The sequence below is a fragment of the Hyunsoonleella pacifica genome (assembly GCF_004310335.1).
GTDB lineage: Bacteria > Bacteroidota > Bacteroidia > Flavobacteriales > Flavobacteriaceae > Jejuia > Jejuia pacifica.
In genome coordinates this window covers 247089-271879 of sequence record NZ_SIRS01000007.1, presented here as the reverse complement: position 1 = coordinate 271879, position 24791 = coordinate 247089, and the positions used below count along the sequence as shown (strand labels likewise).

The following is a 24791-nucleotide window of genomic DNA, read 5'->3' as shown; positions in this document are numbered from 1 at the left end:
TGATTAATGATATACGATCTTTATTTGAAAAAAGATCATGTGTATTATTCTGGATAACTTTACAAAAATAACGCCAAAAATGTATTTATATTTATTGCTTTTATAATATTGTTAATATAAATCGATGCAACATCAACTAAAATCCTTAGAATCAAAACTATCTGGAGAATTATTTTTTAATGATTTAGTAAAAGCCATATACGCTACTGATGCATCGGTATATCGTATGTTGCCATTGGCTGTGGCAATTCCAAAAAGTGAAGAAGATATTAAACAGTTGGTGCTATTTGCCAAGACTCATAAAATATCATTAATTCCTAGAACAGCAGGAACTTCTTTGGCAGGGCAATGTGTTGGTTCTGGTATAGTTGTAGATGTATCAAGGTATTTTACAAACATTATTAAAGTAGATAAAGAAGCTAAAACTGTAGTTGTTCAGCCAGGAGTGGTTAGGGATCAGCTTAATAATTATTTGAAATCTTATGGTTTGTTTTTTGGGCCTAATACTTCAACCTCCAATCGGTGTATGATTGGTGGAATGGTAGGGAACAATTCTTCAGGAACAACATCAATACAATATGGTGTAACTCGAGATAAGGTTATACAATTAAAAACGGTTTTGAGTGATGGTAGTGATGTGACTTTTGGAGAAATATCATCAGAAGAGTTTATTGAAAAAACAAAACTAAAATCTTTAGAAGGAAAGATTTATCAAACGATATATCAAGAGCTAAAGCAGGAATCAGTACAAAAGAAAATAAAAAAAGAATTTCCAAAACCTGAAATTCATAGGCGAAATACAGGGTATGCAGTTGATGAGCTATTAAAATCTGATGTTTTTTGTGGACAAGACGCTACTTTTAATATGTGTAAGTTGCTTTCTGGAAGTGAAGGTACGTTAGCAATAACGACTGAAATTACATTACAACTTGACGATTTGCCGCCAGAACATAGTATTATGGTAGCAGCACATTTTAAAACAATTTCAGAATGTTTAAAGGCTGTCGTTCCAGTAATGAGGCATAATTTGTACACCTGTGAAATGATGGATAAAACCATTTTAGATTGTACAAAACGTAATAAAACCCAACAGGAAAACAGAAAGTTTTTAGTAGGCGATCCAGAAGCCATTTTGATGTGTGAAGTAAAATCGCATAATCTTGATGATGCAAAAAAACAGTCTTATGAACTCATAAATACTTTAGAGGCTTCTGGCTTAAGTTATGCAAATCCTGTGTTGATTGGAGAGGATATTAATAAAGCTAATAATTTACGAAGTGCAGGGTTAGGGCTTTTAGGAAATATAATTGGAGATGAAAAATCTGCGGCATGTATTGAGGATACTGCTGTAACTTTACCAGATTTGGTAAACTATATTTCTGAGTTTACCAGTTTAATGAAAGGATACAATCAAAAAGCTATTTATTATGCACATGCTGGTGCGGGAGAGTTGCATTTACGACCAGTTTTAAATTTAAAGAAAAAAGAAGGTGTTGCATTATTTCGAAAAATAACTACCGATGTGGCGCATTTGGTAAAGAAATATGGTGGTTCTTTTAGTGGAGAACATGGAGATGGGATTGTAAGAGGCGCATATATACCGTTAATGATAAGGGATGAGAATTATCAACTTTTAAAACGGATTAAAAATATATTTGATCCTAATACTATTTTTAATCCAGGGAAAATAGTTGATGCATTCCCAATGGACGAATCTTTACGCTATGTTCCAGATAGGGAAGAGCCAGACATAAAAACTCTTTTTGATTTTTCTGAATCTCAAGGCATTCTACGTGAAGCTGAAAAGTGTAATGGTTCTGGAGATTGCAGAAAACTACCTGAATTTGGGGGTACTATGTGTCCTAGTTATAGAGCAACTAAAGATGAAAAAGACACCACAAGAGCTAGAGCCAATGCATTACGTGAGTTTTTGACGAATTCTGAAAAAGCAAATAAATTTAATCATAAAGAATTAAAAGAGGTTTTTGATTTATGTTTAAGTTGTAAAGCATGTGCTAGTGAATGCCCAAGTAGTGTTGATGTTGCGAGTTTAAAGGCTGAGTTTCAATATCAATACCAGAAAGAGAATGGGTTTAAATTCAAAGATAAGGTTTTTGCAAAATCAACCCAGTTAAATAAGTTTTTGTCTAGAGGCCCTTTGATTAATAATTTTTTGACCGATAATATTTTGATATCGAAGGTTATAAAATTTTCTTTAGGAATTCATAAACAAAGAAGCCTTCCAAAAGTGTCTAGATCTTTTAGTTTTAGAGACGCTAGAAGACTGACTAAGAACGTAAATAATCCAACAAAAACAGTATACCTCTATGTAGATGAATTTATCAATTATTTAGAATCTGAAATCGCTTTAGACTGCATGATTTTATTGGAAGCTTTAAACTACAAAGTTATTCCGGTACATCATTTAGAGTCATCAAGATCTTATATTTCAAAAGGATTTCTAGAAGAAGCAAAGGTTATTTCAAAAAAGAATATAGCTTATTTTGAAGGTAAAATTTCAGATGAAACACCTCTTATCGGTATTGAGCCTTCAGCAATTTTAACCTTTAAAGATGAATATTTAAAATTGGTAGATGATAAAACTTCCGCAGAAAACATAGCAAAACACACATATTTAATAGAGGAATTTATTCAACAGGAAATAGAGCAAGGTTATATAACTTCAGATCAATTCACTTCAGAAACAAAAAAGATCAAATTTCATGGGCATTGTCATCAAAAGGCATTAGGAAATCAATTATCTAGTTTTTCTGTATTAAACCTTCCAAAAAATTATAGCGTTACCATAATTCCTAGCGGATGTTGTGGTATGGCAGGGAGTTTTGGTTATGAAAAAGAACATTATGATGTTAGTATGCAAATTGGTAAACAAACTTTGTTTCCTGCAGTGAGAAAAGCACCAGAGTATGTTGTTATTTCAGCAAATGGTACTAGTTGTAGGCATCAAATAAAAGATGGTACTGGTAAAGTAGCAAAGCATCCCATTACTATTTTAAAAGAAGCGCTTATTTAACTTTTTGCGTTTTATCTACAATGGTTATAGCAGCTATAAGGTCTTTAACTTCCATTTCTTTTACGTCTTCATCAGCAAAGAAAGGAGATAGTTTATCGTTGTTGTAATTGTAGATTTTCCAACGTTTAAATTGATACTCCAGAGCTGTAAAGTTTTCCACCCAATCTCCAGAATTTAGATACATCGTTTTTCCATGTTTATTCTCACGAATTTCCATTTTAGGTTGATGAATATGACCGCAAACTACATAATCATAACCATTATCAATTGCTAAATCTGTAATTACTTTTTCGTAATCATTAATAAATTTCACGGCACCCTTTACGCTGTTTTTAATTTTTTTAGAAAGTGAATAGCGTTCTTTACCTAGTTTCGTTAAAACCCAATTTGTAAATCGGTTTAGTAATATTAAAAGATCATAACCATAACCACCTAGTTTTGCTAGCCATTTGGCATTCTGTATAGAAATATCAAATACGTCCCCATGGAAAAACCACCCCTTTTTACCATCTAAATCTAAAACTAATTTATCAACAATGGAAACATTGCCAATACTAGTATTACTAAACTTACGTAGCATTTCGTCGTGGTTTCCAGTTATATAATAAACCTCTGCTCCGTTAGCTGCAAAATCCATTATTTTTTTAATCACTTTTAAATGTGATTTAGGAAAATAACGCTTACTAAATTGCCAGATATCAATGATATCTCCATTTAATACTAACTTCTTTGGATTTATGCTATTTAAGTAGGTTAACAGTTGTTTAGCATGGCAAGCGTATGTGCCTAAATGCACATCGGATATTACCGCAACTTCAACTTTACGTTTTGTTTTCAATGGGTTACTCAGGTATTAAAAAATCAAGTATATATTACTTTACAAATAACATGTTTTGGTGTTATGTGATGATTACTAATTAATTAACTAATTATCAGCTTTTTGTTACCATAATGTTATGCATTGGTGTATTTTGATTCCATTGAAAATTAGTGTAATTGAAGGCTAAGGCTTATTTTAGCAAAAAATTTTTGAAATGGCTGGAAATTCCTTTGGAAAACTCTTTAACGTAACAACTTATGGTGAATCGCATGGACCTGCTTTAGGAGGCGTAATTGATGGTTGCCCTCCGGGAATTGAACTTGATTTAGAGGCTATTCAACATGAAATGAATCGCCGTAAGCCAGGGCAATCCGCAATTGTTACACAACGAAAGGAACCAGACAGCGTAAAATTTTATTCAGGTATTTTTGAAGGAAAAACTACGGGAACACCCATAGGTTTTGTTATAGAAAATACCAATCAAAAATCTCATGACTATTCACATATAAAAGATAGTTATAGACCAAGTCATGCAGATTACACCTATGATAAAAAATATGGTACACGTGACTATCGAGGTGGCGGACGTAGTTCTGCACGGGAAACAGCTTGTAGAGTAGTAGCAGGAGCAATAGCAAAACAAATGCTAAAAGGTATAGAGATTTATGCTTATGTATCTAGCGTTGGTACTATGAAGTTGGATAAGCCATACACGGATATCGATTTATCTCAAATAGAGTCTAACATTGTACGTTGCCCAGACCAAGAGATGGCAGCTAAAATGGAGCAATACATTAAAGAGGTGCGTGGTAAAGGAGATACTGTTGGGGGAATAATAAGTTGTGTAATTAAAAATGTACCCGTTGGATTGGGGGAACCAGTTTTTGATAAATTACATGCAGAACTAGGAAAAGCTATGTTATCTATTAATGCAGTAAAAGGTTTTGAGTATGGTAGCGGATTCCATGGCAGTACCATGTATGGTAGTGATCATAATGATGCTTTTAATACAGATGGTTCTACTAAAACCAATTATTCTGGTGGCATACAAGGCGGCATAAGTAATGGTATGGATATATACTTTAATGTGGCATTTAAACCAGTAGCTACCTTAATTCAGAAATATGAAACCATCGATAAAGAAGGTAAAGTAGTACAGATGCAAGGTAAAGGTCGCCATGATCCTTGTGTGGTGCCAAGAGCGGTTCCTATTGTAGAAGCAATGGCAGCTCTGGTATTAGCTGATTTTTATCTGATTAATAAAACTTACAGATAGTCTCTTACTGTATTACGTTCTCTATTACACTTGAGTATTGCTAGGGTAATCAGATATTCTGTTACTGTTAAAACCAAGTCGTCTTTTCTTTTAAAAATCAGAGGTTTTTATTAATTCAATAAAATTATTTCTATCCTTTTTTGAATTTTAAATTATTACAACAAAGGATTAATTATGTTGTAAATAGTGAATAGAATTATATATATTGTGATGGATTTTTAGTGATTAATATTTACAAGTTATAATCTGTTATTTTATGAGGAAACTAGCATTACATTGGAAAATTATTATAGGAATGGTTCTTGGAATCATTTTTGGTTTTATAATGAATGGTGTAGATGGCGGGAAAGGGTTTGTAACTGATTGGGTATCTCCATTTGGTACTATCTTTATAAACCTTCTAAAACTGATTGCAGTACCATTAATTTTAGCTTCTTTGATAAAAGGAATATCCGATTTAAAAGATATTTCTAAAATAAAATCAATGGGATTACGTACCATAGCTATTTATGTGGGTACAACTTTGGTAGCTATCATTATAGGATTAAGTATTGTAAATGTTGTAAAACCTGGTACAGGAATGCCAGAGGATACCATTGAAAAGATAAAGCTTAAATATGAAAATGATGCTGGAGTTACAGATAAATTAACAAAAGCGGCTGCGCAAAAAGATGCAGGGCCGTTACAATCTTTAGTAGATATTTTTCCGAGTAATATATTTAAATCTTTTGCTGAAGCTTCCATGCTTCAAGTTATTTTCTTCGCCTTATTTGTTGGTATTTGTTTGCTCTTAATAGGGGAGAAAAAAGCAAAACCATTAATAGACTTTTTTGATTCTTTAAATGAAGTCGTTATGAAAATGGTAGATTTAATTATGCTTTATGCGCCTTATGCCGTATTTGCATTATTAGCAAATGTGATTATAGCGTTTGATGATACTGAAATTTTAATTAAACTACTGTACTATGCATTTTGTGTGTTAGGCGGTCTTGTATTGATGATAGTATTTTACCTGTTTTTAGTAGGTACTTTTGTAAAGAAATCGCCAATGTGGTTTTTAAAGCAAATAAGTCCAGCACAGCTTTTGGCGTTTTCTACAAGTAGTAGTGCTGCCACATTACCAGTTACCATGGAACGAGTTGAAGAACATTTAGGTGTAGATAAAGAGGTTTCTGGTTTCGTGTTGCCAGTTGGAGCAACAGTAAATATGGATGGCACAAGTTTGTACCAAGGCATTGCCGCAGTATTTATCATGCAAGTTATCTGGCCCGAAGGTTTAACATTTACTAACCAGATGGTTATAATTCTTACTGCTTTATTAGCGTCTATAGGAAGTGCTGCAGTACCAAGTGCTGGCATGGTAATGTTGGTTATCGTTTTAGAGTCGGTTGGGTTTCCTGCTGAATTACTACCTATAGGATTGGCATTAATTTTTGCCGTTGACAGACCCTTAGATATGTGTAGAACTGTAGTAAATGTTACTGGAGATGCTACTGTATCTATGCTAGTAGCAAAATCTTTAGGTAAACTACATACACCAAAGCCCAAGGAATGGGACGACCATTATGAGGAGGTTAAATAATCAGTACTAAATTTTATACTCGGCTTTTTTTCGTTATTTTTAAAGGAACTAATAAATTTTAAAATAGTAAAGCATGAATATTTGTTTCATTATGTATCCGTGGGAAAATATTGATCCTGATAATGATACAACGCTTGCGCTTATTAAGGAATGTGTAAAACGAAATCATGGTGTAGCCATGTGTATTCCCGCAGATTTAACAATACGAAATAGTGTTACTACAGCAAACTGCTCAGTGATAAGTCGTATGGAGAAAACACCCTCTTCTTTAAAATCATTTTATAATAAAGTGAAGATTAGGGAAGAGATGTTGCCATTAGCTGGCTTTGATGTAATATTTTTTAGGGCGAATCCACCCCTAGACCCTATCATGCTTAATTTTTTGGATTCTGTTAAAGATGATGTTTTTATTATGAATTCATTACAAGGGATGCGAGAAGCAAATAATAAATTGTACACTGCTGCTTTTGGTGATGCCCATAGTAATATTATTCCAGCTACGCATGTATCAAAAAGTAAGCGCTATTTAATTAAACAGATTAAAGAATCTACCGCTGATAAAATGATTTTAAAACCTCTAAATGGTTTTGGTGGTTCTGGTGTTATTCTTATAGAAAAATCTGCGATGAGTAATATAAACTCTTTATTAGATTTTTATATTACCAATAGTGATGGCTCAAGTAGTTATGTGATTTTACAGGATTATATTGAAGGTGCAGATCAAGGCGATGTACGTATTTTAATCTTGAATGGAGAGCCAGTAGGAGCCATGAAACGTGTTCCTGGTAATGATGACCACCGCTCTAATGTTTCGGCTGGAGGTAGCGTGCAAAAGCATGCTTTAACTAAAGAAGAAAAAGCATTGTGTAAGCAAATTGGTCCGAAATTAGTAAATGACGGCTTGTATTTTGTTGGTATTGATGTTATTGGAGGGAAATTAGTTGAGGTAAATGTAATGTCTCCAGGAGGTATTACCTATATCAATAAAGTGTATAAACTTAAAACAAAAATAGAAGAGAAGGTCATCGACTTTTTGGAAATGAAAGTATTAGATAAACTCCAAGCTTTTGACAGGCGAACGCGATTACGTAAGGCGGTTCAAGATGCTTAAACAAGCTTAAATAGCAAATTAACTTTTTTAGCGGTTTTTCCAATCAGGTTTTGTAAGATAAAAAATGAATATTACCCTAACCACACCAGTAGTCTCAGTACAATGGCTTCATGATAATTTAAAAGCAGAAAATTTAATAGTACTGGATGGCACTATTGCCAAGACATTTGATGCATTATCATTACAGATTTCAAAAGCACGTTTTTTTGATATCAAGACAAAATTTAGTGATACATCAAATCCGTTCCCAAGTGCTTTTCCTTCAGAGGAACAATTCCAAAATGAGGCTAGAAGTTTAGGTGTAAATAATAATAGTGCTATTGTAGTTTATGATGATAAAGGTATTTATTCCAGCGCTCGCGTATGGTGGTTATTTAAAGCCTTTGGTTTTAAAAACATAGCAATTTTAAATGGTGGATTTCCAGAGTGGCAAAAGTCCAACTTACCTACGCAGTATATGCAGGCTTATGAGGGTAGTTTGGGCAATTTTGAAGCGAAACTACAGCCAGATTACATGCAATTTTTTGATGATATAGTTATTGCTTCTAAAACGCAAAGTCATAAAATAATTGATGCACGCTCTTCAAAACGATTTAATTGTGAAGTATCAGAACCTAGAGAAGGATTGAGACGAGGTACCATTCCAAATTCTGTTAATTTACCATTTACAAATTTATTAGAAGATGGTAAATTAAAGTCAAAAAAAGAGATAGAAAAGGCATTGTATATGGTAGCCGAAAAAGACGATGCTATTATTTTTTCATGTGGCTCTGGTATTACGGCTTGTGTATTGGCTTTGGGTGCTGAGATGTCAGGATATAGAAATATTTCGGTATATGACGGTTCCTGGACAGAATACGGGGCGTTAACTTCTGGTAACATGGAACAACCAGAAACATGGACGAAAGATGAGTTGCTGGCTTATATATTAATTTACGTTTCGCATTCTGATTTAAACGACACTTGGAAAGAGAAAGAATATATTTTGAGTAGAGTTGAAAAGGATGTATACCATCGTGTTCACGAGCAATTTGGAAAAGATAGCGATTATAAGAGCATTCAAAATATTGTAAAAGCAGTTAGTACCCACGATTATTACAGAAATGATTTTGCAGATCTATTTGCGGATATAAAACTAATGGCTTTTGCGGATGGGAAGTATGACAATATGGAAAAAGCAGTGTATTCTAATTTGAAAAGGATTTTAAAAATAAAATAATATCAAAATGAAGAAATTTCAGTTATTATTAGTTATAATAATATTTAGTTCTTGTGCATTGAAACCAATTTCTAGTGAATATGATTTTGTTCCTACTAATATTGATGAGATTAATCTAAGTTCTTTAGGAAATGGCAAAGTATTAATTTATAATGGAGCAGACATTTTACATAAAGTTGATAATACTGCTAGATTAAATGTTCTAATTAACAATAAAGCTTTGGGACAAGTAAGACCAAGAGAATATGTGGTTTTGAACTTTAAGCCAGGTTCTTACAGTTTTAAATTACAGCATATCGATTTGGTAAATATGAGAAGCGAACACACAGTACAAGTAGATGGAAGCACAAAAGTTATACGAATTGAGCCTACAATAACTTCTAATAAGTTAACCATAACAAACGAACTGCCAAAAAAGTTTGAGAAGTTTACTTATATGTTAAAGCGATAAGTATATGTATAGACTAACAGTTTCTGAAATAATCTCAAAAATACATGCAGGGAATATTTTTGAAGCAGTAGCTTCCGATTATTCGTTTACCATAAAAATTGATGGGTATGTGCCTTATGCTTGTGCTGCAATTCATGACGGACATCAATTTAGAAAAGAACTTTGGTGTAACTGCATTCATACAGAATATGAACGTTGGTATGAAGAGGATCCGGAAACGAAAACCATGATACAGTCTCATCCTATTGTTATAGCGGGTTGTGATTCCCGTTTTGAATATGATTTAAATCGCGCACCAGAAGCTGCTGTTTTTGAAACTGCTTGGGGTAAGCAATTATGGCGAGAATCTCTTTCTGAAGCCATGAAGGCTAAAAGCTTAAGGAAACATGCAAACTTCTATAAGGTAGCGCATGCTTTAATAGAAACTCTAGAGCAAAAATTTGGGTTTTGTACTGTTTACGATATGCATAGTTACAACTGGAAACGTTGGGATAGAGAAGTGCCAACTTGGAATTTAGGTACAAGCAATGTAGATAATGAACGGTTTGGAAGCGTTATAGAAGATTGGAGACATAGTTTATCAGAAATTGAGTTTCCTCATGGTATAAAATCAACTTCAAAAATTAATGATACTTTTCAAGGCAACGGATATTTCTTGAAATATATTACCAAAAACTTTAAAAACACTTTAGTTTTGGCAACCGAAATAGCTAAGGTGTATTGTGATGAATATGAGCAAGTTATTTTTTCTGAAGTAGTTAAAACTGTAGAAGAAGAATTGAGAACCCGAATTCCAAAACATGCGCAATATGTTTATAATGTTTTTAAAGCGTAAATTACGATGGTGGATAATAGCACAAGTCAAAAAGTATTATTAGAAATTGATAAGAATATCGATATGTTGGTAAAGCAAATCGAATTATTAAGCTACGTAAACCCCATAAATATTGAAGAAGAAAAAGAACGTTTTTTTGCATCTAAGTATTTAACAGATCCTATTTTTCAATATCCAAATATCAATTTCGATAAGTTTAAACTGCATCGTGAGCTATTTACACAACCATTAGAGCAAATTACAGATAAGGATATTCGTAATCTTTATGAGGATATTATCTATGCCTACTCAGGCTTAATTCAGTGTATTGAAAATATTGGTAACGGCAAGCATTTTTATTTTAATAGTTTGCATTGTTTTGGTACACCAACAGAGAATGACGTAGAGAATGCTAAATTTATTTTACATTTTGAAGATGAAAACAGGGGCGAAGACCGTTTTCTACCAAAGTATTCCGCTAAAGATTCAGAAGTCTTTTTTAAAGCGTTTTCAAAGAAATACGATTTCAGCTATGCTATAGAATTTTCCAACAAAATTTCAGCTATAGCTATGGTACTTAATAATGTTAAAACCTTAGTTTTAAATACAAATCATACCTATTCAGATAATGAGATTGCTATATTAACCAATCATGAAATTGGAGTACACATGGTAACGACTATGAATGGGTTGCTACACCCTCTAAAAATATTTTCTCACGGTTTTCCAAATAACGAAGAAACTCAAGAAGGATTGGCAGTATTTTCAGAATATATGAGCAATAATTTAACGGTTACAAGGCTTAAAGAATTAGCGTATCGTGTTATTGCTGTGGATAGTTTAGCAAAAGGTTATCCTTTCTCTAGAACATTTAGATTATTACATAACAATTACGATTTAGATAGAGAAAGAGCCTTTTATATAACATTAAGAGCCCATCGAGGAGGTGGTTTTACTAAAGATTATCTGTATCTCTCTGGGCTTAAAAAAATTTATGATTATTACCATTCAGGTAAAGATTTAAGCTTATTACTTACAGGAAAGGTGTCATTAGAATATGTAGAAGAAATAGAGTCTTTAATCCAAAAAGGTTATGCTGCAGTTCCAAAACACATTACAGATTCTTATGCTGAAAATAAAAACACTAATAAGAAGGTGGATTTTATTCTAAGAAGTTTAAAGTAACTCAGTGCAATTTAGAATATAGAATACCCCAGAATTAAAGAAACTGTTTTGTGATCTAATAAAACATCTATTTCATTAGGAAAACTTAAACGCCTAGGTGTATTATACCTTAGTTCCAAACTGTATTTATCTTTGAATTTATAGCCTAAACCAAGAGCGAGATTAGGGCTACTGTTAACTTCTGCTTTGGTGTTGTTAATAAATGCTTTGGAGTTTAAATCTACATCAAAAACTACAGCAGCATTTAGAAAAAGTTTTGACTTTTCATTGAAGAAGAAATAGTGCCTTAAACCTAGTGGTATTTCAATGGAGGAGTAGTCTAAATTTATCAATATTTCTTGACCTATGATAAGGTCGAATGGATTTACAATTATCCTGCCCTCATAGCTAGAAAAACGGTATGTAGGTTCTATAAATAAAGCCCATTTATTACTATTGAACCCTAAAATATATTCAAATTCAATACCGACTCCAAGATTTTGATTTTTCTCAAAATTATGCTCCTCAAAATCTGGGATTAAATCTTCGAAATTAACAAGCTTAGAACTATTTATTCGAGGTCTTATAGATAAATTGAAATTATCTTTTGATTGTTTCTTTTCATTAAAATCTATATACTCTGAGTGTGTACAATTATTAAATTTTTTGAAAACATTTAATAAGCTTTTAGTATTATAATTAAGGTTTTTAATAGTACTGATACTAATTTCAGAACATTTTAGAGCGTTTCTAATTTGCTGTTTGAATTGGTTATTTGTGCCAATTTCACGTTGTGAGGTAAAATATTGTTTGTATACCAATTGTTTTATTTCATCATTTTCAATTGAAAAAAAGAATTTTTCTATATTACTTTTCCTGTATAAATATAAACTAGCTTTACCATCAAGTAGAACTTTTAAAAGCAGTGTTTCCTTGCTAAAAGATGGTTTTTTGGTATAACTCAAGTTGTTTTTTTTGTCATCAGATCTATCTATATTTACTTGAGTTTTTACATATTTACAAACATCATAGATGCCAAATTCTTTAACCAAATCAACACCTATCTCTATCTCTTCCTCATTTTCGGATATTTTGTATGTAAATTTTGAAGGATTATTTATCCAATCTAAGTTTTTAATTAAGCATTCTACTTTATCATCAAGATTATTAATATAATAGCCTTTTTCGTATGTTATTTGCGAATGAGAATTAATAATTATAAATAATCCAAATACAATAATCGTTAAAATGTTTTTTAACATATTTTAATAATAGTTTAGAATTTACACTCGTTTCATTACCTGATTGAAGGTTAAAAGCTTGCAATTTCATTGCAGTTACTTTTAGTTTCTATAAATCTTTTTTAATACTGATTGTCATTTCTAACATAGTGAGAAACCTGACTATGTTATAGATTCAAAAACTATGGATTTCCAATCCATAATGGTTTATTAAAAAATTAAATGCGTGTAAATGTAAGAAAAACTATTAGTTGAAATTGGTAGAAGATTGGTTTAATCAAATTTTTTCCCACAAAAAAAGCCTCAACAATTAGTTGAGGCCATAGTTAATTTGAGTTAGTCAACTTCTTAATTATCCATTCATGGAAATTAAAAATTCTTCATTATTTCTAGTTTGTTTAAATCGGTCATTTATGAATTCCATAGCTTCAACAGGATTCATGTCTGCTAAATATTTACGCATTACCCACATACGTTGTACGGTATTATCATCTAATAATTTATCGTCACGACGCGTACTTGAAGATGTTAAATCGATAGCAGGGAAAATTCTACGGTTAGATATTTTTCTATCTAACTGAAGTTCCATGTTACCAGTTCCTTTAAACTCTTCAAAAATAACTTCGTCCATTTTAGAACCAGTTTCAGTAAGCGCAGTAGCTATAATGGTTAATGAGCCACCATTTTCAATGTTACGCGCTGCACCAAAGAAACGTTTTGGTCTATGTAATGCATTAGCATCAACACCACCAGATAATATTTTACCAGAAGCAGGTTGTACAGTATTGTAAGCTCTTGCTAAACGCGTAATAGAATCTAAAAGAATCACAACATCATGACCACATTCTACAAGTCGTTTTGCTTTTTCAAGAACAATGTCGGCTATTTTTACATGCTCATGGGCTTCCTTATCAAAAGTAGAAGCAATCACTTCTCCACGTACATTACGTTGCATATCTGTAACTTCCTCAGGACGCTCATCAATCAATAAAATCATTTGATATACCTCAGGATGATTCGCAGCAATAGCATTAGCCACATCTTTAAGTAGCATGGTTTTACCTGTTTTAGGTTGCGATACAATCATACCACGCTGGCCTTTTCCTATAGGCGCAAACAAGTCCATAATTCTTGTAGAAATAGTACTTTGGCGTTCAGCAATATTGAATTTTTCTTCTGGGAATAGCGGTGTTAAGTGTTCAAAAGCAACACGGTCTCTCACTACATTAGGGTCTTGACCATTAATTTTACTAACCTTAATTAATGGAAAGTATTTTTCCCCTTCTTTTGGCGGACGTACATGTCCTAAAACAGTGTCTCCTTTTTTAAGACCAAACAATCTAATTTGCGATTGAGATACATAAATATCATCAGGAGAAGATAAATAATTGTAATCTGAAGATCTTAGAAATCCGTAACCATCTTGCATAATGTCTAAAACACCTTCACTTTCAATAATGGCATCAAATTCAAAATCAGGTTCACGATAACGGTTTCTATTATCCTTGTTACCATTATTACCTTGATTTTTATGATTTTGGTTTTTATGCTGGTGGTTATTATCACGTCTCTGGTTACGCTGTTTATTATCGCGTTGCCCTCTGTTTTGTTGGTTATTATTATTCTGCTTTTGGTTATCGCTAGAACTTTTAGCCTCAACAGTTTTTTCTTGTGTATTAGTAGGCGCTTTATTCTCTTTTTGAGAATCATTATTTTGCTCTCTTTGTACACGCTGTCTAGGCTTTTTAGAAGGTTGTTCTGCTTTTTTATCTTGTGCAGGGGCTGCTTCTTTTGCGGCTTTAGGGTTTGCAGCTTGATGATCTAGGATTTGATATACCAAATCCAGTTTTTTCATCGAGCGGAATTTAGGGATACTTAATTGTTTTGCAATTTCTTGTAAATCAGTAAGTTTTTTTTCTTTTAATTGTGAAATTTCAAACATGAATGTTTAATTGAATGCTATTATATTGTGTATAAAAAAATTGAGTTTCCTGAAAAAAATATAGATTTTTTATTCTGAAGAATTAACAATCTGAATTAGCGATTGTTGAGAATTAATTAGTGCAATAATACAACTTTATTTTAATTAAACCTGTCAAATTAATAAAGAAACTACTATTTTTGCCATCCAGATTATAAAAATAATATGTTACAACGCATACAAACGGTATATTTATTATTAGCAGCAGCCAATGCTTTGGGGCTAATATTTGTATTTCATTTATGGATTACAAATGATGGTGCTACAGTTTTTGCTAAAGATCAATTACCATATTTTGCAGCGTTTTTAGTATCAGGAGCCTTATCGCTCATCACAATATTTTTGTTTAAAAACAGGAAGCTTCAATTTGTTTTGGGGCGTCTTAACATCATATTAAACTTTTTTTTACTAGGATTTTTCGTGTATCTATCTCTAAATTTATCTGGAGAAACCGAGGTTTCAGAGAAAGGTATTGGGATGTTTCTTCCTATTATTTCTATCGTGTTTTTGGCCTTGGCCAATAAAGCCATTAAAAAGGATGAAGATCTTGTAAAATCTGTAGATCGATTACGTTAAACCTAACATCTTAGTAGTATTAGTGCGTAAGCCCAAGGTGAAGATCTTGGGCTTTTTTATTTGAGCGTTACCCTCCTAAGGTCGGGTCGGGCTTTCCGCTATATCTTTTCTCGTGCCTCAAAAAGGATGCCGCTGCAATCCCTAACGCGGGCAAGTCCGATAGTTTTAGAAGTTACTGTAGTACAATTATTTTCTGCTAAAGCCTCTTATTTAAACCCATAAATATTTCCCAATTATAAAATACTTAACAAAATAATATTTGTGTTTTTTTACTATTGTCAAAAATATAATTCAAACATTTATTATGAAATTTTTCATATCACTCACAATTCTATTTTTAAGTATAATAAGCTATTCTCAAGAAGAAGCAATAATTGGGAAAGTATGGAATTTAGAAAATAATCAACCTTTAGCTTATGTTAATATTGGTGTTAAGAATAAAACAGTTGGGACAGTTTCAAATAAAGATGGAAGGTTTAAGCTTACTCTAAATAATAAAGTCACTTCAAAAGACACGGTTGTTTTTTCATATATAGGTTTTAAAACTAAAAAATATTTAATTTCAGAGTTAAGTAGTATAAAAACTCCAATTTTACTTCAACCTAAAAATACAGAATTAGAGGAAGTTATTGTTAATTCAAAAAAAGTAAAACTTAAACTCAAAAATATTGGAAGAAATTCAAAAGGGTTAGGATTAATGCATGCAAATTTTTACACATACTATGAAAAAGATGTAAATGACAGATTGAGTAAGGAGCTAGGAATGAAGCTTAAAATAAGAAGAAATTGTCACATTCAAAATTTGAATTTCAATATAACTACAAATGATTTCAAGTATTTAAAGTTTAGAGTAAATTTTTATAAAATTGAAGACGGACTTCCAACAGATTTAATCATACGTAAACATATTGTGTTTGAAATAGAAGATAATTTTCTTGGATGGTTTAAAGTAGATTTGGAGTCCTTCGATATTTATTTTGAAGAAGAGACTGAAGAGGTCGCAGTAACGATACAATGGTTAGAAAGTGTGAAATCTAGTGGAACGAGTAAATATTTTTCTATATCAACAGCTAGCTCACCAACACATACAGCTTATTTTAGGGAAAAAACTATGGATAGTTGGAATAAAAGTGGTCAAGGCTTAAGTTTTTATTTGAAGGCTATGTGCGAATAAAACAACAACTTTTTAATTTTTTGGATGTCTTGTTGGAAACTCAATAACCTCTAGATTATCAATTTTTTTACCATCAATTGTAAAACGCAGCATGGTTCTTACTTTATGAAACCCATGTTTACCAACAGCACCAGGATTCATGTGTATAAGGTTTAGTTTTTTATCGGGCATTACCTTTAAAATATGTGAATGTCCACAAATAAATAACCGTGGTGGATTTTGTTTTATAGCTTCAAAAACTCGCATATTATATTTTGGAGGATAGCCACCAATGTGTGTCATCCATACATCAACATCCTCACATTTAAAACGGTTATGCTCAGGGAATTCAGCTCGTGTTTCTGCATCATCAATATTACCATACACACCACGTAACGGTTTTAAAGCCTTTATAGCATCGGTAACTTTTAAATCGCCAATATCTCCAGCGTGCCATACTTCATCTGCCTGTTTTACATATTTTAATATGTCATTATTTATGTAGCCGTGAGTATCAGAAAGGAGTAATATTTTCGTCATTTTAAGTGCTTAATAAGATTTTACAAAGATTCAAAATTTAAATGAGGCATAGTATATTATGTATAATCTTCTCATAATTTTAAAAAAAATACAAAGAGTTGGCTTTCAATATAAAAAAATGAAATATTTTTATAAATGTAGATAAGTCTTCATAAGATAATGTATCTAATTTTCTGTATCTCTATAATTAATGAAATACTTTTCAATACATCTATATCGTAAAATGCTCAATTGTGCCATTGGAGAGGGTATGTCTCGAGATGATTTTATGAATCTACCCACGCCTATTAATGCTATTGATGGATTACAGGTAATTTCGGCTGATGAGTTTTTAGCATTACACGAATTGTTAGATGATAAACTCGGTCCAGGATTTGGAGTAAGAGTAGGTCAGCAAATGAAAATAGAAGACTATGGGGTTTTAGGACTCTCATGGCGTACATGCTCTAGAGTTGGAGAGATTTTTGAACGTAGTGAGCGGTATTTTAAATTATTATCCAACACCTTTATGTGGCATGTGGAAGTAGAAGGAAATCTATCCCATATATACCTTAATAGAGAAGCCAAACGCCGTGGTATGGAATTATCTACAGAAGCAAGTTTGTCAGCCACTGTAGTAGTACTTCAAGCGATGTCTGAAAAAGATATAGCACCAATTAAAGTGGCATTTAAACATGGACCTCCTAAAGATTTAACCAGTTATACGGCTGCCTTTAATTGTTCAATTGAGTTTTATGCACCACATTACGCTATTACTTATAAAACAGCAGATTTACAATTAAGAACTGCCAAAGCAGATAGTAGTATTAATAACTACCTGTTAATGCAAGTTGACGAAAAAACCAAGGGGATTAAAATTCCAGGAAATAGATTCGTTCAAGATGTAGAAACTCTTATTAAAGATGGGCTTCCAACAGGTATACCTAGTATTCAAAATGTTAGCAGCCTTCTAGCTATGAGTAATAGAACACTTACCAGACGTTTAGCAGATGCAGGTGTAACATACCGCGATTTAATTAAAAAGACCCAAGAGCATATAGCTAAAACACTACTGCAAGATCATAATAATAGTGTAGGAGAGATAGCCTTTTTAACAGGTTTTTCCGAACAGAGTGCTTTCAATCGCGCTTTTAAGAAATGGACAGACCAAACCCCTTCAGAATTTAGAAGTAAACATTAAAAAAAACTCACTTTGGCTTAAAATGTCAAAAGGTTGTCCTATAGTGTCAAAAATCTAGTGTAAGCACTTCGCACCTTTGTATCATCAAAACAATAACATTGTAAAAAGATGATAACACTATTTAAATGGGTATTAGTTTTTACGCTATTTATTACAGCCAAACCACAAGACTATAAACAAGACCTTGCTTATACGAACTATTTGGTAAAGACCAAATTAGATTCTACTTCAAACAAAGCATTTTCAATTCTTGAAAACAAGTGCAATATCTGCCACACAAAGCGCAATCGTAAGCGCATTTTTACCGCTAAAAACATGAATGTTTTTAAGGATGATATTTATAAGCAGGTGTTTATAAAACGACGCATGCCGAAAGGCAATAAAATAAAACTCAATAGTAAGGAATATCAACAATTATTAACGTGGATTAGCAACACACAAAATGAAACTTATGGAAATAAAATTTAAACTCATCGTGTTAGTTTTAGGTGTACTGTTTACAGGACTAACAGCAGGACTTTGTTTTACATGGTCTAACGCTATAACACCAGGTATAGGAAGATTAGACGATTTAAGCTTCTTAAAATCGTTTCAAGCCATGAATAGAGCAATTATAAACCCACGTTTTCTGATAGTATTCTTTGCGCCAGTAGTACTATTATTTTTGAACACCTACTTATACAGGAAAGCAGATGCAACAACATTCTGGCTATTCCTTAGTGCGGCAGTTTTGTTTTTTATTGGAGTGGGCCTTATAACAGTATTAAAAAATGTGCCACTAAATACTATTCTGGAAAATTCGGTATTAGAAGATTTATCATCTGTAGATGTAAAGCGCTTAAGAGAAACGTTTGAAAGTTCTTGGAATTTTTGGCACATGATACGTACAATAACCTCTTTCACAGCATTTACATTATTACTAGTAGGTATACTTTATAACAAATAAAATAAGAACTATTAAAAACAAACAATTATGAAAGTATTAAGAGCGATTACTATCGGTACAATTATTTGGGGTTTTGGTGTGAGCTTGTTCAACCTATCTTTTTATATCCCAATATTAGAAGATGCCCAACAACAGGCTAATATGGTTTTGTTTCTTGTGGTTATGCCACTGGTTTGGTATGGCGCAAGATTTTATTACCGAAAAGAGAAACATACTCATGGGTATTGGGTAGGACAAGCCTTTTTCTTAACAGCTATGGTTTTAGATGCTATAATTACTGTACCAGTATTTATAATACCCAATGGCGGTAGTTACTATGAGTTTTTTACCGATTTAGGGTTTTGGATTATAGGGCTAGAATTTATAACCATTACTGTATTGTATTGGTATACCAAAATTTATGTAAGAACACTAAAAACAATTAACTGATTTTTTAAACACAATAAATATATAAACATTAAAAACGAATATTATGAAACAAAACATTTTAGTCATCGGAGGTACTGGTAAGACTGGTCGCCGAGTAGCAGAAAATTTAACTCAATTAGGCCATAACGTTAGAGTTGTAGGTCGTAAAACAAATCCTGTATTCGATTGGGAAAACCCAGATACTTATGATGCAGCTTTAACGGATATGGATAGAGCTTACATTGTGTATTATCCAGATTTAGCAGTGCCAGGGTCTAGAGACGCAATTACCACATTAACACAAAAAGCTTTAAAAGCTGGCTTAGAAAAAGTGGTATTACTTTCGGGTAAAGGCGAAACAGAGGCAGAAGCTTGTGAGGATATAGTAGCTAACTCTGGGTTAAATTATACGTTGGTTAGAGCCTCATGGTTTAATCAAAACTTTAGTGAAGGTGCATTTTTAGAGTTTTTATTAAACGGTGTGGTAGCATTACCAATGCCAGAAGCTAGAATTCCATTTGTGGATGCTAATGATATCGCAGATGTGGTAACCAAAGTTTTAACAAATGATACCTACAACGGTAAAACCATAACGGTTACAGGCCCTAAAAAACGCACCTTTGAAGAATTGGTAACTATCATGGCAAAGGCAAGTGGGAGACAGATACAATATGTACCAATTTCTATAGAAGCATTTAAGGATGGTATGCGAGAAGCAGGCCTGCCAGATTCTTATGTTTGGTTATTTGGCTATCTGTTTAAAGAAGTGCTAGGTAACCCAGATAACCAAGAAGTATCTCATGATGTGGAGCGTGTTTTAGGACGACCTGCTATTGATTTTGAAACCTATGCTGAAAACACAGCTGAAACTGGTATTTGGAATACAGTGGTTGCTATCTAGAATTACAGTATAAAATTTGAGTGAAAAGGCTAATTCAATGGTGTTGGATTAGCCTTTTAATAATTGTAGCAAACTAAATAACGTGAGTTCGATATAAGTTTTTTAATTTTAATCTGACTATCATATAATTACGATTTATGTCAGGTTGAGCGCAGTCGAAACCTATTTGAAATGTAAGATTTTAAGACCTTTCGACTGCGCTCAAGATGACATTATAGCTTTAATTGTTATAAGTTTTTAAAATTTAGTGTTTTTTAAATCGAATTCACATTAAATAATGTGTTTTTCTATTTAAAAGACATATAAAATTGCATGCGATTCTATTTTGGTGTAAATTTACACCAAAATAGAATCGTTATGGCAAGACAAAGTATATCTTTTACAGAACCAAATGATGAATGGTTGAAGCATCAAGTAGACAAAAAAGAATATTCTAGCAAGAGTGAGTTGGTTAATGATTTGATAAGGCAAGCTAGAAAACAGCAGGTTCAAATAGATTGGATTAAAACTAAATTAGAAAGCGCAGAAAACAGTGGTTTTACCTCTGATAATAAAGCTGAAATTCTAAAACAGTCCAAAGATTTACTTAATGGCTAAATTTAGGTTAAGTGAAGTTGCTAAAGAAGATTTAATTAGAATTCATCAGTATGGTGTTAAAAAATTCGGAATGGTTCAGGCTGATAAATATTTTGATTCTTTTTTTAAATATTTTGAGATTATTGCCCAAAGCCCATTTTCATTTGAAGCCGTTGATTTTATAAAAACTGGATACAGACGCTGTGTTTGCGGGTCGGATAGTATTTTTTACAAAGTTGACGGAGATACTGTTGAGATAATGGCAATAGTTGGAAAACAGGATTTAGAAACCTTACTCTAAAAGCTACATTAATGTTTAAAACCTCAGTGTGACCTATTTCATAGGCTTTTTTTACATATTTTAAAAATGTTATTATTTTATGTAATAAGGGGTTGGAATACAGTGGTCACTATGTAGGATTACAATATAAAATTTAGTGAAAAGACTAATTCAATAGTGTTGGGTTAGTCTTTTTTGTTTTGAAATGATGCTATTGATAGTGCTGCTTTGCTGAATCTGTTTTAGTATTTCAATGTTGGTAAAGTTATAGATTCTTAGGTAATTTACTTCTGTTAATTAATGAGACAGTTTTCTTGAATTTGTAGAGATTTTCTTCTACCTTCGTGTGGTATAGTACTTAGGTGTTTACAATTAAATATGTTATCAGCTTAGAAGAAATTAGGTTAAAGTTTGAATTAGATTTATAAATGAAACCACATATAAAGCAAAAATTAAAAAATATTAAGTCAAGTACTAAGAAAGTTCAACTTACATCAGGGAGAATTAAAGAATTTCCAATTGAATTAAAGGAGTGTAGTCGGATGAAATATCTTGACTTATTTGGTAATTCCATACAAGAAATACCAGATTGGTTGTTTGGTCTCAAAAGCTTGGAGCATTTGAGTTTAAGAAACAATATGATAAAACTTTTCCCATCCATTGTATTTACCCTAGAAAAATTAAAATATCTTAATTTATCTGATAACCGAATTCAAGAAATTGATGGGCGCCAGTTTAAGAACTTAATGTTTATAGAAAAAGTTGATTTAAGTTATAACTCGATAAAAAGAGTTTGTTCTGAAAAAATTGATTATTCAAAATGTCGCAGTCTTAGTTTTAAGGGTAATACTTTAGAGGAATTTCCATGTGTGATTAGTTTTATAAATACTCTTGAAAACTTAAATCTATCCGAAAATAGGATAAACTCTTTGAAAGATGATGTCTTTACAGGACTTGAAAATATTGAAGAACTAGATTTAAGTTTTAATGAACTTACTTATCTGCCCACAAGTATTGGTAACTTAACCAAACTAAAAAAATTAAATTTAAGTGGTAATAAAATTACCTCTTTACCGAAAGAGTTTGAAAACCTTATTTCTCTGGAGTCACTGGAATTAGAAGGTAATCCAATAGGTAGAGTGCCTGTAGAAATTGCCTCCCAAGGAGTTTCAGGTATAATAAATTACTATTTATCCCTGGGGGATAATGTACAGTTATATGAGGCTAAGTTGCTGATTGTAGGTCAAGGCAATGTAGGAAAGACATTTCTTATGAACAGACTCATACATAATGAAATTCCAGAAACTTCAACGACTGAAGGAATAGATATTAATACATGGAAAATAGAAACAAAATCATCTCCTGAATTTAGAATTAATATATGGGATTTCGGTGGACAGGAAATTTATCACTCAACTCATCAGTTCTTTTTAACAAAACGTTCACTTTATTTATTGGTATGGGAAGCAAGAACAGATCAGCATTTAATTAGTTTTGATTACTGGCTCAATGTAATTCGTTTATTGAGTAATAATTCTCCAATAATTCTAGTGCTTAATAAAATTGACGAAAGAATCACACATATTGATGAAAAGTCACTTAAAGCTAAATTTAAAAACATAATTTCTTTTCATCAAGTGAGTGCAATGAGTGGTCAAAATATTGGTAAACTTACTTCAGAAATTGGACATGAAATCGATTCTCTGCCCTTGATAGGAGATAAACTTCCAAAAGTTTGGCTAGATATAAGGACAGAATTAGAATCATTAGAGTCAAATTATATATCAACTGAAGACTATTTGTTTATTTGTAATCAGAAAGGTTTATCCAATAAAAGAGCTCTTTTTCTAAGTCAATATTTTCATGACTTAGGAGTATTTCTGCATTTTCAAGATGATAATTTGTTACGGAACTTAGTGTTTTTAAAACCTGAATGGGCTACAAATGCAGTATATAAAATTCTTGATTCAAAAAAGGTTATAGAGAGAGAAGGTGAGTTTGATTCTCAACTTTTAGAACATATACTTTACGAATTTGAAGGGGAAAAACGACCATACATAGTTAGATTAATGAAAAAGTTTGAACTATGCTTTGAAGTTGATCAAGATACTTATCTTATTCCGGAGTTATTATCACCTGAGAGAAGAGAGTTCGACTGGAATTACAAAGATAATCTTCGTTTTGAATATCACTATGACTTTATGCCTGCAGGCATTATGGCTAGATTCATTGTTCGTGTTAGAAACATGGTTCATGATAGAACTTTTTGGAAGAATGGAGTGATAATTCAAAGGGAAAGGACAAGGGCTCTTGTAATGAGTGATCAATATTCAAGAAAATTGAATATTTGGATTCATGGAGATAATGCATCATTCTTGCTGGAAATTATCAGGAAAGAATTAGATGCAATTCACCTTTCTTTGAATTATCCCAATGTCCCGGAAAAGGTTCCTTGTAATTGTCCAGATTGTATTAATTCATCTATCCCACATCTATTTAACTATATCTTTGTTAAAAAAGTGGGGCAAGAAAATATTTTTAAAACCATTCCTTGTGAGGTAAGTGCTAGGGGGGTTAACGTTCATAATCTTCTCAAACTCTATCACATTGATAGTGCTACGTCAGATAACAACCCTATGTATTCTCTTGATAAAGTTTTAAACGATCTAATAGAGGTAAGTTCTAGAGTTCTTGAACGTAAGTTTCAAAAGAAAATTGAAAATTTAATTAATGATGACTTAGTAGATTTATTGAGGACCAAGGGACACAATATTTCTGATCAAACTCGTTCTGGTATTTCTGGAAATGGTAGAGGAGCTGGAGAGTTAGACATAATGATTAGACGTAATAATGGTATTCCAGTCACAATCATTGAATGTTTTCGACTAGATAGCTGTGGTTCTAAAAACGTTGTAGTAGCTGAGCATATGAAGAAGTTGTTTTCAAAATATGATACTCACGAACTGAAAAGAAAATTTATTGTTGTTTTTGGTGAGGCTCAGAGGTTTGACAATTTGTGGGTAAACTATTCTGAGTATATAAAAAATTTAAATTCTAATTATGATTTTGGAGAAAACTATCCGATTTCAGGATTTAGTGTTAGAGATGATCTACATGGTTTTTCAAACCTCAAAGTAGGTGTTTCGAGACATGAGAATAATGGAGAAACGATCGAGATAGTTCATCTTATGCTTAATATGAAGTAAAATTGTTTTGAAATTAGGTTTTATATCATACAGAGCCCTTTATTGATTTATTAGCAATGATGTAATAAGTAACCTAAATAAGTTATAAACTATAAATGAGCAAACACACCCGCGTTAAGGATTGAACGGTATGTGGAGCTCCCGACCTAAGGAGGAGCGACTAGTGAAAGCCTGACCCGACCTTAGGAGGGTAACGCCCACTTTTTAATATTTAATTAAGACAACACGCTTTATCACAACTATAAATCTCTCTATCTTTGCAGCTTTAGAAAAGTGACAACTTTTTTGTCATTCTGAACTTGTTTCAGAATCTCAACATCAATTAATATATT

The 24791-nt window shown here is 32.2% G+C and carries 22 protein-coding genes; 18 read left to right on the top strand and 4 right to left on the bottom strand.

The genetic code is table 11. The annotated features are described in order from the left end of the window. Positions 1-124 precede the first annotated feature (124 nt). A complete protein-coding gene (locus tag EYD46_RS16915) occupies positions 125-3034 on the top strand; it encodes an FAD-binding and (Fe-S)-binding domain-containing protein (RefSeq protein ID WP_130938350.1) in 2910 nt (969 codons plus the stop codon). Here EYD46_RS16915 and EYD46_RS16910 read toward each other — a convergent pair. After that, positions 3027-3872: a UDP-2,3-diacylglucosamine diphosphatase gene (locus EYD46_RS16910; protein WP_130938349.1), complete on the bottom strand. Its 846-nt coding sequence runs from the start codon at positions 3870-3872 to the stop codon at positions 3027-3029. The two genes, EYD46_RS16915 and EYD46_RS16910, sit on opposite strands and share 8 nt — an antisense overlap. A gap of 196 nt (positions 3873-4068) precedes the next feature. On the opposite strand from EYD46_RS16910, the gene aroC reads away from it, so the two are divergent. The 7 genes from aroC to EYD46_RS16875 all read left to right on the top strand — a co-directional run bounded on the left by aroC (position 4069) and on the right by EYD46_RS16875 (position 11492). Continuing rightward, positions 4069-5130, top strand: coding sequence for a chorismate synthase (gene aroC / locus EYD46_RS16905; protein WP_130938348.1), 1062 nt, complete (start codon positions 4069-4071; stop codon positions 5128-5130). Between the two features lie 256 nt (positions 5131-5386). After that, entirely contained in the window at positions 5387-6712 is a 1326-nt protein-coding gene (locus EYD46_RS16900) for a dicarboxylate/amino acid:cation symporter (protein ID WP_130938347.1), read from the top strand. 73 nt (positions 6713-6785) lie between these two features. After that, positions 6786-7823, top strand: coding sequence for a glutathione synthase (gene gshB, locus EYD46_RS16895; RefSeq protein ID WP_130938346.1), 1038 nt, complete (start codon positions 6786-6788; stop codon positions 7821-7823). A 64-nt stretch (positions 7824-7887) separates the two neighbouring features. Beyond that, on the top strand, positions 7888-9042 hold the full coding sequence (locus EYD46_RS16890) for a sulfurtransferase (protein WP_130938345.1): 1155 nt from the start codon (positions 7888-7890) through the stop codon (positions 9040-9042). Positions 9043-9049: 7 nt separating this feature from the next. Further along, complete coding sequence (locus tag EYD46_RS16885; RefSeq protein WP_130938344.1) at positions 9050-9493, top strand: hypothetical protein; 444 nt, start codon at positions 9050-9052, stop codon at positions 9491-9493. Positions 9494-9497: 4 nt separating this feature from the next. Further along, entirely contained in the window at positions 9498-10328 is an 831-nt protein-coding gene (locus tag EYD46_RS16880) for an N-formylglutamate amidohydrolase (protein WP_130938343.1), read from the top strand. Positions 10329-10334: 6 nt separating this feature from the next. Next, the gene (locus EYD46_RS16875; RefSeq protein ID WP_130938342.1) at positions 10335-11492 is read left to right on the top strand and encodes a flavohemoglobin expression-modulating QEGLA motif protein; all 1158 of its coding nucleotides are present in this window, start codon (positions 10335-10337) and stop codon (positions 11490-11492) included. 11 nt (positions 11493-11503) lie between these two features. Here EYD46_RS16875 and EYD46_RS16870 read toward each other — a convergent pair whose 3' ends face one another. Next, positions 11504-12733, bottom strand: coding sequence for a porin family protein (locus EYD46_RS16870; protein ID WP_130938341.1), 1230 nt, complete (start codon positions 12731-12733; stop codon positions 11504-11506). 331 nt (positions 12734-13064) lie between these two features. Continuing rightward, positions 13065-14654, bottom strand: a complete 1590-nt coding sequence (gene rho / locus EYD46_RS16865; protein ID WP_130938340.1) for a transcription termination factor Rho — start codon at positions 14652-14654, stop codon at positions 13065-13067. Positions 14655-14858: 204 nt separating this feature from the next. On the opposite strand from rho, the gene EYD46_RS16860 reads away from it, so the two are divergent. Continuing rightward, positions 14859-15269: a DUF4293 domain-containing protein gene (locus EYD46_RS16860; protein ID WP_130938339.1), complete on the top strand. Its 411-nt coding sequence runs from the start codon at positions 14859-14861 to the stop codon at positions 15267-15269. A 304-nt stretch (positions 15270-15573) separates the two neighbouring features. Beyond that, positions 15574-16443, top strand: coding sequence for a carboxypeptidase-like regulatory domain-containing protein (locus EYD46_RS16855; RefSeq protein ID WP_130938338.1), 870 nt, complete (start codon positions 15574-15576; stop codon positions 16441-16443). Positions 16444-16455: 12 nt separating this feature from the next. On the opposite strand, the gene EYD46_RS16850 is transcribed toward EYD46_RS16855, so the two are convergent. Next, complete coding sequence (locus EYD46_RS16850; RefSeq protein ID WP_130938337.1) at positions 16456-16962, bottom strand: metallophosphoesterase family protein; 507 nt, start codon at positions 16960-16962, stop codon at positions 16456-16458. 190 nt (positions 16963-17152) lie between these two features. Between EYD46_RS16850 and EYD46_RS16845 the strand changes: the two genes are divergently transcribed. From EYD46_RS16845 to EYD46_RS16810, 8 genes are all read left to right on the top strand, one after another. Next, positions 17153-18142, top strand: coding sequence for an AraC family transcriptional regulator (locus EYD46_RS16845; RefSeq protein ID WP_130938336.1), 990 nt, complete (start codon positions 17153-17155; stop codon positions 18140-18142). Positions 18143-18250: 108 nt separating this feature from the next. Then, positions 18251-18610: a hypothetical protein gene (locus EYD46_RS16840; RefSeq protein WP_130938335.1), complete on the top strand. Its 360-nt coding sequence runs from the start codon at positions 18251-18253 to the stop codon at positions 18608-18610. Further along, positions 18594-19088 carry an anthrone oxygenase family protein gene (locus EYD46_RS16835; RefSeq protein ID WP_130938334.1) on the top strand — a complete coding sequence of 165 codons (495 nt, stop codon included), beginning with the start codon at positions 18594-18596 and terminating at the stop codon, positions 19086-19088. Before EYD46_RS16840 ends, EYD46_RS16835 begins: the two co-directional genes overlap by 17 nt. Positions 19089-19115: 27 nt before the next feature. After that, positions 19116-19517, top strand: coding sequence for a DUF5367 family protein (locus tag EYD46_RS16830; RefSeq protein WP_130938333.1), 402 nt, complete (start codon positions 19116-19118; stop codon positions 19515-19517). Between the two features lie 43 nt (positions 19518-19560). Then, on the top strand, positions 19561-20397 hold the full coding sequence (locus EYD46_RS16825) for an NmrA family NAD(P)-binding protein (RefSeq protein ID WP_130938332.1): 837 nt from the start codon (positions 19561-19563) through the stop codon (positions 20395-20397). 357 nt (positions 20398-20754) lie between these two features. Then, the gene (locus EYD46_RS16820; protein ID WP_130938331.1) at positions 20755-20994 is read left to right on the top strand and encodes a ribbon-helix-helix domain-containing protein; all 240 of its coding nucleotides are present in this window, start codon (positions 20755-20757) and stop codon (positions 20992-20994) included. Next, positions 20987-21274 carry a type II toxin-antitoxin system RelE/ParE family toxin gene (locus EYD46_RS16815; protein WP_130938330.1) on the top strand — a complete coding sequence of 96 codons (288 nt, stop codon included), beginning with the start codon at positions 20987-20989 and terminating at the stop codon, positions 21272-21274. Before EYD46_RS16820 ends, EYD46_RS16815 begins: the two co-directional genes overlap by 8 nt. Before the next feature lie 407 nt (positions 21275-21681). Beyond that, the gene (locus EYD46_RS16810) at positions 21682-24459 is read left to right on the top strand and encodes a COR domain-containing protein (RefSeq protein WP_130938329.1); all 2778 of its coding nucleotides are present in this window, start codon (positions 21682-21684) and stop codon (positions 24457-24459) included. The last annotated feature ends 332 nt before the right edge of the window (positions 24460-24791 follow it).